10 protein-coding genes are annotated in these 17,679 nt (G+C 34.7%); 3 read left to right on the top strand and 7 right to left on the bottom strand.

Annotated features, from left to right (window positions below):
- Positions 1-22: 22 nt before the first annotated feature.
- From WBG07_RS15325 to WBG07_RS15300, 6 genes are all read right to left on the bottom strand, one after another.
- Positions 23-1,318 carry a glycosyl hydrolase family 17 protein gene (locus WBG07_RS15325; protein ID WP_340202431.1) on the bottom strand — a complete coding sequence of 432 codons (1,296 nt, stop codon included), beginning with the start codon at positions 1,316-1,318 and terminating at the stop codon, positions 23-25.
- A gap of 44 nt (positions 1,319-1,362) precedes the next feature.
- A complete protein-coding gene (locus WBG07_RS15320) occupies positions 1,363-4,779 on the bottom strand; it encodes a hypothetical protein (RefSeq protein ID WP_340202429.1) in 3,417 nt (1,138 codons plus the stop codon).
- A 163-nt stretch (positions 4,780-4,942) separates the two neighbouring features.
- Complete coding sequence (locus WBG07_RS15315; protein ID WP_340202427.1) at positions 4,943-7,768, bottom strand: PKD domain-containing protein; 2,826 nt, start codon at positions 7,766-7,768, stop codon at positions 4,943-4,945.
- A gap of 26 nt (positions 7,769-7,794) precedes the next feature.
- Complete coding sequence (locus WBG07_RS15310) at positions 7,795-8,634, bottom strand: glycoside hydrolase family 16 protein (protein ID WP_413788828.1); 840 nt, start codon at positions 8,632-8,634, stop codon at positions 7,795-7,797.
- A 35-nt stretch (positions 8,635-8,669) separates the two neighbouring features.
- Positions 8,670-10,079 (bottom strand): CIA30 family protein, encoded by a 1,410-nt coding sequence (locus WBG07_RS15305; RefSeq protein WP_340202425.1) that lies wholly within the window; start codon positions 10,077-10,079, stop codon positions 8,670-8,672.
- A gap of 6 nt (positions 10,080-10,085) precedes the next feature.
- Positions 10,086-13,253: a glycoside hydrolase family 2 TIM barrel-domain containing protein gene (locus WBG07_RS15300; protein WP_340202423.1), complete on the bottom strand. Its 3,168-nt coding sequence runs from the start codon at positions 13,251-13,253 to the stop codon at positions 10,086-10,088.
- Positions 13,254-14,256: 1,003 nt separating this feature from the next.
- On the opposite strand from WBG07_RS15300, the gene WBG07_RS15295 reads away from it, so the two are divergent.
- The 3 genes from WBG07_RS15295 to WBG07_RS15285 are packed head-to-tail and all read left to right on the top strand — an operon-like array spanning position 14,257 to position 16,883.
- Positions 14,257-14,649, top strand: coding sequence for a hypothetical protein (locus tag WBG07_RS15295; RefSeq protein WP_340202421.1), 393 nt, complete (start codon positions 14,257-14,259; stop codon positions 14,647-14,649).
- Positions 14,630-15,997: a radical SAM/SPASM domain-containing protein gene (locus WBG07_RS15290; protein WP_340202419.1), complete on the top strand. Its 1,368-nt coding sequence runs from the start codon at positions 14,630-14,632 to the stop codon at positions 15,995-15,997. Before WBG07_RS15295 ends, WBG07_RS15290 begins: the two co-directional genes overlap by 20 nt.
- Positions 15,990-16,883 (top strand): hypothetical protein, encoded by an 894-nt coding sequence (locus WBG07_RS15285; protein ID WP_340202417.1) that lies wholly within the window; start codon positions 15,990-15,992, stop codon positions 16,881-16,883. Before WBG07_RS15290 ends, WBG07_RS15285 begins: the two co-directional genes overlap by 8 nt.
- A 168-nt stretch (positions 16,884-17,051) precedes the next feature.
- Here WBG07_RS15285 and WBG07_RS15280 read toward each other — a convergent pair whose 3' ends face one another.
- Positions 17,052-17,675, bottom strand: coding sequence for a hypothetical protein (locus WBG07_RS15280; protein ID WP_340202415.1), 624 nt, complete (start codon positions 17,673-17,675; stop codon positions 17,052-17,054).
- Positions 17,676-17,679: the final 4 nt, after the last annotated feature.

The following is a 17,679-nucleotide window of genomic DNA, read 5'->3' as shown; positions in this document are numbered from 1 at the left end:
CCTCTGGATTTAGAATACATTATCAATTGCGAACCAATACTTCATTTCTGGATGGCGGAACTAAAACATCTTTTAGAAGTTGGTCTTTGTTGCCATTATAGGTTTTTTTAATGCTATTACCATTTCTCGTTAAACCTTCAAACACACCATCATCAACCAAATCCCAAAGAGGATACTTAGCTTCTCCATCAATAGTAAATAACCCAAAGTGATTTTCTGAGCCTTTCGCGTTATGTGCATCTTTCCACCGCTCATTAAAGGCTTCAAAATAAAAACAGGAAATTCCGTTTTTATTGGTCCATTCCCTTAAATGTTTATAGTACAAACCTTGTTTATACTCATCTGTAGCTCTTGATCCTGTAGGTCCATAATGCCCATTAGAAATACTTGCCCAACCCGTTTCTCCTATATGAATAGGTTTATCTACACCTAAACTTTTCATATAATTAGAAATACTGTCATATTGAGCCATTGCGAATTCCTTCGCACGAAGCATTGCGGCATCAATTTTTTCTATGTCTGATAATTTTTCTTCTTCTTCTGGGACATACCAAAAATCAGGATTGTAATGCGAATTATGATAAGCATACGTATGCATAGAAATATAATCTACGGCTTTGATTAGTTTTTCAAGATCATTGGTATGGTAGGTTGCATCTCCTCCACCCCAAGATGAAAAATCATCAGAACTAGTTATCCATAAACTACTAGGAAGTTTTCCTTCTTTCTTTAAATTCTGAAGATGGTTTACCCATTTCAATATCACCTCTGGCTGCACGTAGTAGCTGGTAGCCCATCTTACCATGGCTTCATTTCCAACTGCTATTACCTTTACAATTTCAGGATATTGATTTGCTAGGGCTGCTGCTCGATCAATTTCAGCCGCATTTGCTTCACTCTCTATATTGTGATCTGGTGTTTGATCTGTCCATGCGTTTTTACAATCAATCCATGCGCCAAGCATAACGTACATTTCAAAATCAGGATCTTCTTCTTTTAATTGACGAATTGCTTTTAGCAAATTTGGTGCCTGCGCTAATTGTACATTATAAGTACGTAAAATTTTAATGCCCATCGCAGCCAAAATTTTCATATCGTCTTTAAGCTGCTCAATGGTTGGCTGTACATCCCTTGTTTTTTCTCTATATCCTCCATAGGAAATAGCTAAATAATCCGGATTACCTAAGATCTCTTTGGCTGTCACTTCTTTTTTCTTTTCAATTTGGGTTTCTTTTATTTCTTTCTTTTGTGAATTGCATCCATAACTTAAAACGCAAAAACATACTAGCTGAAAAATCAATTTTAAATTCCGTCTCATCCGTTACTATTTTAGGTTATTAAGCTAATTTTATACTTTAATGTCTACCGTTCAATTGCCACATTTATTAATCTTTCTTTTAAGGTTACCACAATGTGTGAAACCAAACCAGTTCTTTTAAAAACCTTTTCACTTGTTTCCTTATCTAATTGCAACTCATCAAATTGTTTATGGTGCTCATCACTAAAGATCACTTCTAAGCTTTCTGTATCTGCCAATTTATAAATAACAGGAACCTGACAGTAGGTAAAACATAGTGAGTTTGCATCTAAAGGAAGTCTTTTTTGATTGGCATCTACATCTAGATACTCAAACATTTTTGGGTGTGATAAAAATTCATTTCTTCTTAGCAAACAAGGATTAAAAGATAATTTGCCATTTTCTAAGAAAACGCCTAATTCTCCAAACCTGCTTAAAATATCTTCTTTTACCTGCCCGGTCATACCTGGTTGTTGTGCACCTTTTCCAGAAGGTGTATGTGAATATGGATCTGTTGGGAAAGCTCCGTAAAGTGAGGGAGATTTATGTACACCTATGCCTTCATTAATTTCATAATAGTGCTCTAATAACCTACCAATAACTTTATCACTTTCTTTATCTTCAATTGCTCTAATACAGCATTCTTGCACTGCCAATTGTAATTTAGAGACCATATGCCAATAAATAGAACCAAGACCTTCATACCCATAGAAAGTACCAGATCTACCCGTAAACGCTTTATGGTTAAAAACTTCCTCAAAAATGTTAAGTATTAATGATTTTTCAGCGTCTACTAAGTCTTTGTATTGAGATGCGTCTAATTTTGATAAGGCATTTTTAACACTATTGGCATTATTAAAATTACCATTAAAATGATATTTTCCATTTATATCTTTCTCTATAATTCTATTATTCCCATCTTTAACAAGCTGTTTTAACAATTGAGATCTTTCAATGGCTTCCTTTGGAATACTATTCTTATTTAAAAAACTAGGCAGTTCCTTATTTGGATACAGTAAATAACTATATTGATCTTCTCTAAATAGTGCACTATTTTTTAATCCATCTAGCAAGTTCATACAATCTTTAGATGAAATATAACCAGAACTCAAGGCTGCTACCTGGCCCTCTAACATTTCCTCTAAATAAGATATGGATACTGAATGATCTCCATGCAGTGTCATTAAATTGTAGGCATGGTACATATTATCTTTACGCCTATTAGCATCAATCGTGTGATCTAAATAACTAAGGGTAAGCTTTAAAAACTGAATAACTTTTTGTAGTTCCAGATTGTTTTTATTTCCTGTAAACTTTTTGTCATAAATAGTAAGTCTGTATTCACTTCCCGCCTGTCCAAGACCATCTAAAATTTGCTTACGATCTTTATCTGAAATTGTCGTATTTAATAAATCCTGATGCGTTTCTAAAGTTGCATGTATGCTTTGAAAGAATTTCATTAATTCTTCTGACACAGCAACCACTTTTACATTAGAATCAGTAAGCGTTTTTTCAAAAAAGTTTAAAAAACGTCTTAAATAATAGAGGGTCACCATGGACACTCCATTACCTACTAGGGCATTATTAGCATCGTTCCATTCTGGCCGTTGTGTATTTAACCAGATTCCAGCTTCAGGAATAAAATTAGATACTTTGGCCAATACCGTTGCCAATATTTTCTCTATAAAATTTACTTGATGTATGGTTCCCTCTTTATTGAATCTTAGGGCACTATCAGCTCCTAGAGTTTCTTTTGTAATAGCTATATGATGATCTAATTCCTCATCAAACTCTATAGTATCTTTTGGGTTATTTAAAATATCTTCATAACTCTTTATTTTATAAGGAACATTGGCATACACAAATATCTCCTCATTAAAATAAGAGTCTAATTTACCTGGAGTGTATTTCTCTATAAATTCTAAAAATTTAAGTAAGTATATAATTTGATGATCTCCCCAATATCCAATATATGACCAAGGATTATCTGGCTCAATAGTTTCCCAGTCAAATCCGTCTTTTGTAACGCGATAAGGGTTATATCCATCAAATGTAGTGGCATTCAAAAATTTATGAATCATGGCCTCAACAAATTCAGGAAAGGAGAGCGCTAGTGCTTCCCAGTTTTGAAAAATATCTCTCCAATTGCCTTGATAATCTAGAATTTTTGATCCATCTAATTCGCTACGTGTATTTATAGAAAATATGTTCCATGGTCTACTTGGGTCACCATGTCTTCTACTAAATTTAAGCGGCATATATTCTAAACAAAGTCTTCTAAAGTTCTTATCGTTACTTTGGTTAGCTACATTTTTTAATTGAGTAAGAGAAAATATTTCTGGAAGCGAATCAATAGTAGCTTCAACACTTTGAAAAACTGTTTTATTAGCATTTGATAGATAATTTTTGAAATCCCACTTTTCAATATTATAATTATTATCAAAAATCCCACCGCGCATAATATTGAACAGCGTATTAGAAAAATGTCTAGTATCTCTTAAATTATCTGCCGTTTGTTGTAAACCATCTGAACTTCCATTGAGTTGAATTAATCTTTTTGTGCCAAGTTCTACGTTTTCTAAAACTTGTTCATATAAGTTTTTTTCCTGATTAATTTGATGAATAATACTTGCAATAGCAGAATGATCTTGATTTACGTTTGCAACCAATATCCATTCTTTTTCTGCTAAAGATGCAAGCTCAATTTCCACGTTCACAAAATAGGCTCCTTTTTCTGCTTTAATGTCTGTTTCTTCTTTAATCTTGTTTCCACTTCTAAATTCTTGAAGCTGAAGGGAAGACACTAAATATTTTGGATTCTTTAAACCTAATGACCAAGCTATATTTGCTTTTAAAGCCTCACTTGGTTCTGCTTTATCTACAATAATTGCACTTAATGCATAGATACCAAGACCTACTTCTTTTTCAAGTTGATTTCTTTTGTAAGCATCTACCAAATTACTCACTCTGTTTTGAGTATCTGTAGGCACTCCATAGGGTAAAATATTCTGAAATCCATCTAGTAAGACCACATTGATGTTTGAAGATGAATTATTTACCAATGTAGACTTTTTTACAAAACCAAATTCATTGCTAGAGCTCCATTGATACCTAAAGGTTAAAGATAAGTCATGATTAATTTCTTCAAATATCACTTTATTACCAAAGATATTTTTATAAAGATTTCTAGTGGTCTTGTATAAACCTTCTTGTCGAATAGAAAATGGTTCCCAGAGTTGTTTCCCATTAACTTGAAAAATGGATTTGCTTCCTGTTATTTCAGCAGACTCTGTAATTTTATCATCCGTATAATAAGGGAAAAACGAATATTCACTGTTTTTACGTCCAGCTGTTAAACCTCCATTACTTGAAATAAACATCCAATGGTTGGAATCACTTACAATACTCATAAAAAACGGACGCATATGATCGCTATTAGCGATTTTAAAATACGCTTCGTTGTCAATTATAACTTGTTCCATTGCTATTTTTTGATGTGCTTTATCTTGCTTCATTAATGTATGTACAATGTGGTTTTTTATTAGCCTATCTAGAGGATCCTATAAAACTTTGATTCTATAATAAATTCAATACGGTCTTAACAGTTTGAAAGACCGTATTGAAAAATTAATTCTTATTTGTAAATTATAATATATTGATTGAAACGTTATCTAAATTTAGCGTAGAGTTACAACCATCAACGGCACCACAGGGAGAATTAAACTGTAGTGTAATTCCGCCACTAACATCCGCCCCATTTGGAACAGTAAATGTATACGTATAAGGTGTCCAAGTAGTTGCAAAAGTTGGTGATGGAGGGTTTTCTGTAAAGGAAACTCCTCCTGCTTGAATTTCGCCAAAAATTTGAATGTTAATCACGGCTCCAGGCGCAGTTGCTCCTCCTAAGTAGTCAAAAGTTATTTGTACAGTATCACCGGCGTTTACAACACCCGCTCCTTTACGTTCTTGCTTTAAAGTAGCATTACTTCCAGCTGCTGAACTTCCAGTAGCCACTATTTTTCCAGACCAATCTCCACCATTATTCTCAACTCCATCTATGGTTATAGATCCTCCATTTTCAAAAACTTCCCAACTAGTGAAATCTCCAGTTTCAAAATCACCATTTTGTGCGAGACCAGAAGTAGTACCTCCGCCTCCACCTCCGCCTCCGGAGCCTGCAACTTGTTTTATATCATCAAAATAATACACGTCACCATCACAAGGTTGGTTTCTTTCAAAATAGATAATCATACTTTTATAAGTACCTGTATTGACATCAGAGAAATCAAAAGTTAACTCTTGCCACGCACCTACTTGGGTTATGGTGGCAACACGGTCTTGTGCAGGATCTGTATCAGGGAAAGGTAATCTTTCTAAACGCAGTGTTACTTCTGTAACCTGTGTTTCTGCTAGAACCTTCATGGTGAAAACTTTATTAGTAGCTGCATTGGTAAAATCTAAAGCAGTTGCTAGTTCTGTTCCAAGTCCCGCAAAAGTTTGGCATCCTCCAGTTTTCGTAAATTTTTCTACATTACAGCTTGAATTGACAGCATCTAACACAGGGTTTTCAACTATTTCTCCTGCAGTATTTCCAAAGGCTTCAAATGTTGTGTTTACATCATTAGTAAGGAATGTCCAGTTAATATCTCCGTTAGCAGGGTCAATATTCTCTGCTGTTTCAGGAGTACAAGTGGTACCTACACCGCCTGCAACTTGTTTTATATCATCAAAATAATAAACATCTCCATCACAAGGTTGGTTTCTTTCAAAATAGATAATCATACTTTTATAAGTTCCAGTGTTTACATCGGAAAAATCAAAAGTTAGCTCTTGCCATTCTCCTACTTGGGTTATGGTGGCTACCCGGTCTTGTGCAGGATCTGTATCAGGAAAAGGTAATCGCTCCAAACGGAGTGTTACTTCTGTAACCTGCGTTTCTGCTAAAACTTTCATGGTGAAAACTTTATTAGTAGCTGCATTGGTAAAGTCTAAAGCAGTTGCCAATTCTGTTCCAAGTCCTGCAAAGGTCTGGCATCCTCCAGTTTTAGTGAATTTTTCTACGTTACAGCTTGAATTAACTGCATCTATCACAGGGTTAGGCACTATTTCTCCAGATGTATTACCGAATGCTTCAAATGTTGTGTTTGCATCATTGGTAAGGAATGTCCAATTAATATCTCCGTTAGCAGGATCAATATTTTCAGCCATTTCGGGTGTACATGGCGTACTTACGTTACCTGATACTTGCTCAAAATCATCTACATAAAATGTACCTGCCGCTGCACCTGGGCCGTCTACAAATAGTACCATATCATTGTAAGAACCTGTTGAGTTAAATGTAAAAGTTAACTCTTCCCAACCAGAACCTGTATGGTTTTGAGTATCTTCTGTATCACCCTCTGTACCATCTTCAAACTTCAATAAAATAGGTAAGGCTTGTGTAGAGAACATTTTTAAACTAATTCCTTTATCTGTTGTAAAGTCTACGGGTACATCAAAATTGAAAAACGCATTTTCAAAATTTGCACCAACATTCGTAATTTGACCTACTTTGGAAGCAACATTATTAATACCAGATAATTCTGGATTATCTACCACTGTAAAATTCACGTTACCAACAATTTTAGTAGCATAATCTATGCCTTCACAATCAAAATCTACTGGTAATTTTAATTCAGTTTCTAGACATGGAATATCGTCTGTATTGATTTGCTCTATTCCATCCAAGTAAAAAGTGCCAGCAGTTGTACCTGTTGGATCAATAAAAAATGTAATGATTGAAAAGCTACTCGATGAATCAAATGTAAAATACATTTCTTCCCATCCTGTTCCACCGTGACTTACGGTTACTTCTGTATCTGGACCATTACCATCTTCTAATTTTAATAAAACATTTATTGGGGTATTAGACCAGAAGTCTATTTTTACGGATTTGTCTGTGCTTAAATCTAATGGCACTCCTAACTCAAAAAAGAAACCTTCAAAAGTTGCTCCGCTATTTACGATTTCGGCAACATTAGATGCCTCCGTATTTGAACCTGACAAATCTGGATTTTCTACTATTTGGAAAGCTACCCCATTGAATACGGTAGGCTCATAAGATACTTGCGGGTTATCAAAAGAAATTGGGAATGCTACCACTTCAGGAATACTGATGGTTATAACATCTTCAAAACTTTCTGAGGCACCAGCACTATTACTTGCTTCCAACGTTACAGTGTAAACTCCTGTAGGGAATGACTTGATAGGGTTGATCTCAGTTGAAGTGGTTCCATCTCCAAAATCCCAGGCATAAGTATCTGCGTTTGTAGATGTATTGATAAAGGTTACTGTTCCTGTATCTTGATTAATTGTTTGCGTAAAACCTGCTTCTATTTGCGGTAATATTACATCGTCGTCGTCACATCCAACATAAGCTAATGCCAATATTAACACTGCAACTATTCTAAATCCTTTAAAAATTTGTTTCATAATATACGTATTATTGATCCCTGTTTTTATTGTTGATACACTCGAACATAATCTACGAGCATTGTTTGTGGAAATTCAGTTTCATCATTTGGACTACCTACAAAGCTGCCTCCTACCGCTAAATTTATAATAATATAAAATGGACGGTCAAAAACCCACTCGCCTGGAACATCTTCTGGCGTAATTTGGTTGTAGAGGACATCGTCAACATAATAGTTGATATAATTTGGTCCCCATTCAATGCCAAACACATGAAATCCAGTATCAAATCTGTCATTTTGAAGCGTATATCCTTTAGAAATAGCTTCGCCTGCAGAATATCCCGGACCGTGTACGCTCCCTAAAATGAGAGATGGATTTTGGCCGCGGTATTCCATGATGTCAATTTCACCAATATTTGGCCATATTTCTGTACCATTATTGTCATCACCCAGCATCCAAAATGCAGGCCACATACCTTGTCCATAGGGTAAACGCATACGTGCCTCAAAACGGCCGTATTGCTGCTCAAATTTGCCTTTGGTAAGTAAACGTGCCGATGTATAAGGGGAACCATTAAAAGACTCTTCTCTGGCGGTAATTAATAGGTACCCATTTTCTACCGTTACATTTTCAGTTCTATCTGTATAATATTGCAATTCATTATTTCCCCAACCGTTTTCGCCTGTTCCTATATCATAACCCCAAATTTCCGAGTCTGGCGCGCCTTCGGTATCAAAATTATCTTCTAATACTAAATTATTGAAGGTAGCTACGGTTTGCGTCTCATCTGTAGAGCAGCTATTCATTGCATAGAAGCATGCAATAAGTGCGCTTTGCAGAATAATAATTTTTAGTGTAGATACTGTTATATATTTTCTTATCATAATTTTATTATTTATAGATGAATCATAGTACTGCCTTACTCAGTATAGAAATATATGTTGTCTAATATAAAGTTAGGTCCACCTGTTAAAATTAGCGCTCCTAAATTATTTTTTTGAGAAGCAATATCTCCACCAAGCGGTATTTCAAAAGAAGTCCATTCACCAGCTGTTAATCCTGTTACATCAAATCTAAAATCTTTGTCATCACCTATGGGAAATCCATTATTAACATCTGTCTCTATCTCTTGATTTGCACCAACGTCTCTAATTTGCAATCCAAATTCTATTCCAGCTTCTTGTACATATACATCAACATGCATAAATGTTAATCCCGAAGCATCCACCGTATTTTCAAAAACAATTCCAGTAAAATTATTATTGGAATATATGAGCACTGAATTATCACTTGGTCCTGCAACAGTAGTCTCCGTTGTTGATCCTCCAAAACCAGGGGTAAAGTTGCTTTCCGTATCATTTACATAGGTATTGCTAAAGATAGATTTTACATTAGCTTGGGGTAACGTTGGAATTGGAGCAGTTGGCAGACTGCCAGTTGCTGTTATTTCTATAGAACCTTCTGCCAATACACCTCCTAAGATTGCTGTTATTGCGGCAGTTCCTTCACCGACCACAGAAATCTCACCTAATTCACTTACTCTAGCCACTTCAATATCTGTAGAAGTAAAATTGAAATATGATGGAGCTGCCGTAACTGTTTGATTAATTCCGGTAGACAAGTTAAATGTCTGGGAGAGTCCATTTATCTGAATACTTGAATTTGTAAAGGTTTGTTGTACCAAATCTTCTCCATCAAAAATCTTTGGATTTGGTTGTGCAACCGCACCGAGTTTTTCAAACTTAACTTCGTCAAACCACAATATGTATCCGCCCTCGTCTCCTTCAAAAGAAGCTCCTTCAGCCAACCAGAACAATCCGGTTTCATCAATTAAGTTAGATGCATCTGGTATGGGGATCACGTATTTTTTCCAATTGGTACTTACGTCTAGACCGTTTAGTGTTACCTGATATTTATTATTTGTAGCGGCATTAATTCCAAAACCTATGGCATCAATTGTTGCTGCCTGAGATGCTTTGGCATAAAATGTAAGCGCATCAAAATCTGTAAGATCTCTGGCAGCAGTAGTATTAAATGCAGCACCTACAAAACCATTTCCAAATGAAGGAACATCAAATCGCATCGCAGAACTCCCTGAAAATACCTCGTCTGTAACAACAGTGAAAGCAGTAGGATCTGCACCTGCATCTACAAAAGGAAAATAATTTAAACCAGAAGAAAAGGAATCAATAAAAACATCTCCATCGTTAGGAAAGGTAGCAAATACGGCGTCATCTGAAAGGTCTCTTTCACAACTCACTAAAAGCATAGTAAATACTAGAGTTACTAAGGGAGTGATTTTTGAAGTTATATATTTTTTGTTTTTCATGATAATTTATTTTCCAATGTTAATCTGTACATAAGTTCTTATTTCCCATTCTTGGCCGTTATCAAAACCAACAGTACTAACTGGAGGAATTGGTGGAAATGTATTGGGTGAAACTGCATTTGGTGAGTATCGTGGTGAAAACTCATTCAAAGATCTCCATGTACCTCTTATCCCAATTCTTGTGCTAGGTAAAATAAACCAGTCTGGTTTTCCTAAACTTGTAGAAATATCTAACATTAACTGTAATGGAAAGGTTAAGTTAAAATCACGATGGTAATCAAAAGGACCCCAATCATTCACTTTTACATGTGTTTCCAATCTCATTTTTTTATAAATAGCTCTGATATTTCCTCCAAAACGCTTAACTAATCTATCTGAATCACCATTTGCCTGACCATTACCATAGTAAAAGTTTCCTATAAGTCCTAAATCTGGATTCACTTTAGAAACCATTCTAGAATTTATCTCCCATAAATCTTGGGCTGGTGCTGAATTGGGAAAAGCAAAAAATTGTCGATTAGCTAAAAAACCAATATGTGCATCCATGGTTGTTGGCAGGTGACGATAAACGAAGCCTAAATTCATAGCAAACTTAGCGTCTTCAGATCTATCGTTGTCCCATTCATACATCCAGGTTCCAGGGGTAGGATCATACGTTAATAATATTTCACCTGCTGTAGTTTCCCGATTCCAACGCACCGCAAAAGGATCGTCAATAACATTTCTTAAACGCCCTGGACCAGTGACATCATTAGGAATGGCATCTACCAAAGGTTTTTGCCATAAGAAATTTGGTGCGATTTGGAAATTTCCTGTAGAATAGGTAAATCCTGTTAATACATTTACTTGATTACCGCTCCCTGTATCTTTCAATTGCCAACCTGTAAATGTACGTGTTAGATCTGCCCCTCCATTTGCTATTAAGCCCATGTAAGCTGTTTGACCATACCAATTAAACTTACCTCCTTCATAGGTAACCTTAAACTTTCCACCCCAATTATCACTAGATTTGATTTTATCTTGATAAACTATGTAGTTGCCTGAGGTACCGCGAACGTCTTGATAAGTACTCCCATTTAAAGGACTTCCAGACCAGAGACCACCTACGGTAATTCCAAATTTCCCAAATTCTCTTTCTATAGCAAGGGTGGCTCTTTCTGTTGGCCAAGGTGGAATTACACCACTCCTCAATTGGTTTTGATCTAATTGCCTTCTTCCATTTTCATCAAAAATGATATCAGTTTCAAAATCTCTGTGATAAATACCTGTAACGCCAAATTTTCCAATTTGTCTGCTATATTTAAAAAGCATGGTTGGATTTGCACCCCACCATAATTGAGGGCCAATAGCTGCCTTTAAACCTTTTAATGCGCCTTTACCATCAATTTCGGCTCCTAAAATCTCACCATTATAAATATCTAGGTTGGGACCGTAATTTGCTTCAGGATACAATCCGAAAAAATCGCCTTCATATCCCCAGTGGTAATGGCCTGTTCTGTAAAAACCTCTTAAATCAAAATCTTTAGCATTCCATTCAAATTCTGCTTGATAAACAGCTACTCTATTATTATCTGCTAATATTACATCACCCTCTGGTGAATCTACTGTAATTGGTCTGGCCCTATTTTCATAAAAAATTTCATCAATAGGGTTGAGAGCTACGTTACCTGTTACATTAAATTCCACATTTGCTCGCATATTTGGTGCAGGCTTTCCTTCTAAACCTATGAAATAGGATTGCATATGATCAAATCCCAATTGATTTGGAAAAGAATTTGATTCTGGATCGGGAGTTTCTGGTGTTGTGATTAAACTTCCTCCAGTACTAAAAGTGCTAAAATTTGCTGATAATCTGCTAATACTTAACTTCTCTGAATCACTACCTCCTAAAGCTGCTTTATCTCCGCGAGCTCTTAAAACCGCATCCATAAGATTAATGTTACTAAAATAGTTTTGAACAAATTCTTGATCAACACCTTCCGCATAAGGATTTAGTTGATGCGCTTCTTTTAAAGCATAGTATGCTGCACGTGGATATAAATCATATAATCCTCTCTCATTAGATTTTCCTTTAGCGGCAATACCAAACCATTCTTCATTCATGTTCTTTGAACCATTCTCAGTATCTAAATCATATCCCTTACTCAACCAACTCGCCTCTGTATTATGAATATCTAAATCTTTAGTTTGACCTCTTTTCCACCAACCATCGCTAAACTGAAAGGTAAATCCTCCGATTGCATTTTCTGCCTTACCTAAACCAGCTGCATTTGCGTAAATTTCTTTCCAGTTATTCACCATATAATATGCTTGCATTTTTTGATCCTCTTTATTATTAAGGGCATTAAATGCATCTGAACCAAACTCGGCAAACATTATAGGTTTATTAAGCTCTTTTTTAACTCTTTCAAAAGCATCTCCAAAAGAAACTCCCCTATACATATTAGTGGCATAGATATCAATGTCTTTACAATGCTCTGCTACCAGTTCTACATATAACATATCTCCATTACATATAGCTACCGGATGATTTGTATCTATTTTTTTCATTTCCAGAACCGCCTCATTCATTAACTTATACATTGCTCTGGCCCTTGTTATCACCGTACCCTCAGTTTCAATGGGAATATCTTCTGTTTCTGCACCACCCCAAGATAGTCCATAGTTATTTTCGTTACCCAACATGAATAGAAGTAGACCAGGTGTATCTTTAAATTCCTTAACCATATTCGTAGCTTCTTTCAGTAGAAACTCTCTGGCATCTGGATCTGAATACTCAGTGTTTGGTACCCAAGTTCCATTGAGGGTTAACCCATACCGTCCAAAAGAGTGATTAAGCATGGTATAAATACCATAATTTTCGTAGATATACTTCACCCATTTTGGCTGGATACCTGTATAAACTCGAATAACATTTACCCCCATATTTTTCAGGAGCCCCATTTCAGAATCTAATGCGGCTTTAATAAAATTATCAGATTTTGCCCAAAAATTATAAGAATAATTAGCACCAATAGGAACATAATCCCAATTCATACCATTGATAATGAAGTCTTCTCCATTAACCACCAATTTCATTCCTTCTTCATTCTTTACAACAGAAACCTGATTGGTTTGGGCATACCCACCTATTGCAAATAAAAAAAGTAGTAACCTCAGCAAATTGTTTTTCATAGTATTGTATAGTTTAAATTGATCTTAATGATGAAGTGTTCTAAACCCGTTTCCTTTCCCTACTATTACCATTTTATCTTTGATTTGCGTTTTTGAAATTTGATAGTTTTAGCAATTTTATTCTAACTATTAAATTAATTTAAAAGCATCTAAAAAAACCTCTGGTTTATGAACAGTTAAACTTATCTTAAAAAGATATGAAATCCACATTAAACACCTTTACAAAAAACATACATAATAAAAATATATATGTTTTTTTATCATTTTAATAAAAACCCTTGTTAATAAAGGTCTCAATGGCCTATTATTCAGCTTCACTAAAACGTTATAGTTGATTATGTATAGGTAATGTTGAGGTCTTTTGGTGAATTTGTCTTTTAGTGACTAGTGATACGGTTGAGAAAATGAACTACACAACATTGATTTTAGGCAAATTTTGATCATTAAAACAGTCTTATTGATAAAAATACCGTTACAATATTATTAAATAATGAAATTTTTACCCAATTATTAAATTCCTATGAATTTAAAATAATTTTAAACGAAAAGTTTAGTCAGTAAAATTTCACATATTAATTAGTTTTTATTAATAAATGCAGCTATCCTTTATTCAAAACAGAAGAATCAAAAAGAATATATACTTTAATCTATTTTGTGCTTTTTTAAAAAAAGCATTTAAGAGAAGTTTATGCTATTCAAGAATTATATATCTAAGTGTAATATCTTGGAATTATTTAATCTGCTATGAATTGTACATTACTAAAAAACAATTGAATATTTCTAATTTACTTGTATTTCTGATAATGTTATAGGAAAAAAATTATGAAATCATAAAAAAATTCACTAAATTTATTAGGAATTAGGAATCTTAAAAATTTCCCTCTTTATTAAAATTTCTAATTAGTAGTACTAAACTACTTCCCCCCTATTTGTTATCACTTTTAAAAATTGCATATGAAGAATTGAGAGTTTTAAAAGAGTATTAATCAAATCTTATTGTATTATGTCAAGAACAATGAAATTTAACAATTCAGGGAAAACTCCACTCAGCAAAATGAGTGAAAAAGAAATCAGTAAAATGGTCATTCAACAGGCGGAAGAAATGTTGGATAAACTTCCCAAAGATCTTAGAGTTTCTCAAGTAAATTCTATACAATTGGAATCAAGTCTGCAAGAGGTTGCAGATTTTGGAGCATGGGCACAATGGACTCGCGCATGTTGCGATAAAAGAAACCAAATTGATGACTTCATCAATCCAGTTATCGACGAGTTGGCAGTATTTGATCCAAGAGTTGAGAGAAGTATTTATCAGGATCATTTTGATTCTAATTTTAACGTGAAACAGGTTACTGAAGAATCCTCTTTAAAGAAAATCAATGCAAGATCTAAAAAATAACGCTTATTCTCATGTTATTGATTTAGATAGAATACACCATTTAGAAAGAGGTTCTAAAGAGCTTATTATTGATCGTATTAATGGCAAGTGGGTAATGCTCCCAAAAGGAGTATCTGCCCTGTTGCCAGTATTGTCAATGAATCCAGATACACTATCAAATCAACGACTAAAAGACAGTTCTCGTCAATTATCGGATATACTCTTAAAACAGGGTATAGGCTCAACCATGCCTTTACAGCATGAAACGCTTAATACGGTTATTCTAAAACTAACCAAAGCCTGTAACCTAGGTTGTTCTTATTGTTATGATTTTGAGAAAGAAGATAAAGCACGCCATCAACAGTTAGAGATTACACTTTCTGCAATATATCAGGCTATTGATATGGCAGATAAAAAGATTAACTTTATTTTACATGGTGGAGAACCTATGCTAGTCTGGGAGATGGTAAAAGAACTTGTAATTAAAGGACATCAATATGGTCAAGCAAAAGGGGTTCAAGTTTATTTCATCGGGCAAACCAATCTTACCCGTGTTGATCAAGAAAAAATTGATTTCTCAAGAAAATTTGATATTCGATGGGGAGTTTCCATAGACGGGCCCCCCAATATTAATGACAAATTCAGGATAACACATAATGGAAAAGGATCCCTCTCAGTATTACTGGAGGCAATTGACGCCTTTCCTACATTTATAAGCCGCTGCAATGCAATGAGCACCATTACCTCTGCAAATCATACTAATTTACCAGAAGTTGCGCATTACATCATGGGTTTAGGCTTTTCGGGCTGGGATTGGACACTATTTCAAGCAATTGGTAGAGGCCGAAATCAAACCGTTTTTGATTATGACATTGATCTTTTGTTAAAATCCTGGGATGCGCTATTTGATGAAGTATTGTCTGGAGTTTTTGATAGTTTTCCTATAGAACCCATATTAAAGTATCTTAGAAACTTTCTGGATGGCCCTGTATATAATATGTGTATGCGTTCTAAATGCGGTGCAGGTCGTGATCTTTTATCTGTAAGTTTTGATGGTACTGTAGAGGCATGTGACTGCATTGATCCTTGCGGTCCTCTGGCAAGTTTAGGTCATGTAACTAAAGGTGGGCTTAAACAGGCATATAGTACTCCTAAAGCAGATTTAATTCGTTCAAGGGATGTAGAAACCTTGCAATGCGGATCCTGTTTGTGGCAAGCCGTTTGTGGAGGAACTTGTATGGCAAGAGCAGGAGGTATTGAAAAAATATCTAAAGATGAATGCCTCATGTCATTACATATTTTTGATAGAATTTCTTTATCGCTTTCCCAAAGCGATGCGTTAATTAAATACAGAAAAAGTTGTGATTAATTTTTTTGACAAAAGCCTTGAATATTCACTCCAACAGTTATTAGCTAGTAAAAACGGAGTGGGGTTTCTACAATCACTTAATGAAGCGAAAATCTACGAATTAAGTAAAGAACTCGTTTCCAAAAATTGGTTTAATGATGCACATTTGTTAGAAGCGGCTATTTCTAATATATGGCCCAATGGCTCTGTTGTTGGTTTTGTATCTCACGTAATATGGTGTGCACATAGAGAAGCACTTTCAAAAAGTGTTTCAGGGAAGGGAGAAAGTGAAATTCCCATGGTTGTAAATGGATTGAATCATCTAGATGCTATTGAGAATAAACCAGCAGTTATTATTACTCCTATGACCTTAGCAACAATTGATGCTGTTACCGTGATTACTAAACTTTCTTCAAAACTTGATAATGCCAAAGATTTTATTATTTACGGAGAGAATATGGATCCTTATTTTGACGTATACCCCAAACTAAGACCATTATTTGCAGAAAACAATTTATCAGGTATCAAAACAATTAAAAAGGTACTCAGGAACAATGGATTATTCTTTACCTATGCAGATTTCGTGTACGATACACACAGTAATATGGAAGGAAATCTGTTTGGTATTAAAAGAGTTTATTCTCAAGGATTTCTTTCCATTACGGCCAGTAGTAAAGCCGTTTTATTACCTATGCTTCTTTTAAAAAAGCAGGATACAATTGAAGTGAATCTTTATTCTGCTATCCAACAAGGCGCTACTTCTTCACAGAATCAGCTCTCAAAAAACATGCAAACACAGATACTTTGTATTGTAGTTGGTAAAATTTTGGAAGGACTTATTGTAAAAGCGACAAACCAGTGGAGACTTCTACCTACATTATCTCACGAAGTTGAGTTTAGTATCTGAACCGATTTGACCTATGCTCTAAACTATCCGTTTTTAAAAAAATCTCTTGATTATAATTATGTTTTATAATTTATAAGAGTAAAAATAATATAGCCTACTTCCATAATGCTAATAGGTACTCCAAAACGGAGAGCTTAACAAATTACATATCATGTTATAGCTTCATTGCTACTCCCTGTCAATTTCTTTTAAAAGTTGGGAATACTCCTTAATCCATGGGTATAATTTACCTCCAATACTAATTATTGGATTTTTGCGAAGATTAATAGGTGTCTTAGAAGAAGGAAATGCCTTTGCTAATTGCGCTGCTACGTTGGTGTTTTTTTCAAGATTATAGGTTTTGTACTCATAAAAGTCTTCTTCAAGACCCTTAATAATATTTTCGCAACTCTCACATGCTTCCGGTAAATATACAATGATTTTTTTCTTTGGTATTTTTCTTTTAGGAATCACTACCACCTTTTCAAAAGGCTTTTTAAGAGCACGTTTTGATAAACTATCGCTTACGATTAGTTTATAATTGTAGTTTGGTGTTTTTCCGCGAATTAAGAAAATATTTTTTAATAATACTTTAGAAGTTGCTGGAACTCTGATTTTTCTAGGTTTTGCTAAGCTCTGTTTAATATTAGAACCTGTGACCTCAATTAAAACATCAAAGTCTTTATCTGTCTCATTTAATGCATAAAACGCAATTTTTCTTTCGGTTTTATTTTCAATTATTTGTATCTCCCCTTCTTGGGCATTTATTATAGTTGTTAATAAAAGACAGATGATAATAAATTTGTTCAGCATAGCA

It is taken from the genome of Ascidiimonas meishanensis (assembly GCF_037782385.1).
GTDB classification, from domain to species: Bacteria; Bacteroidota; Bacteroidia; order Flavobacteriales; family Flavobacteriaceae; genus Ascidiimonas; species Ascidiimonas meishanensis.
Note: the sequence above shows the minus strand (reverse complement) of the source record. Positions and strands in the feature narration are given on the sequence as shown.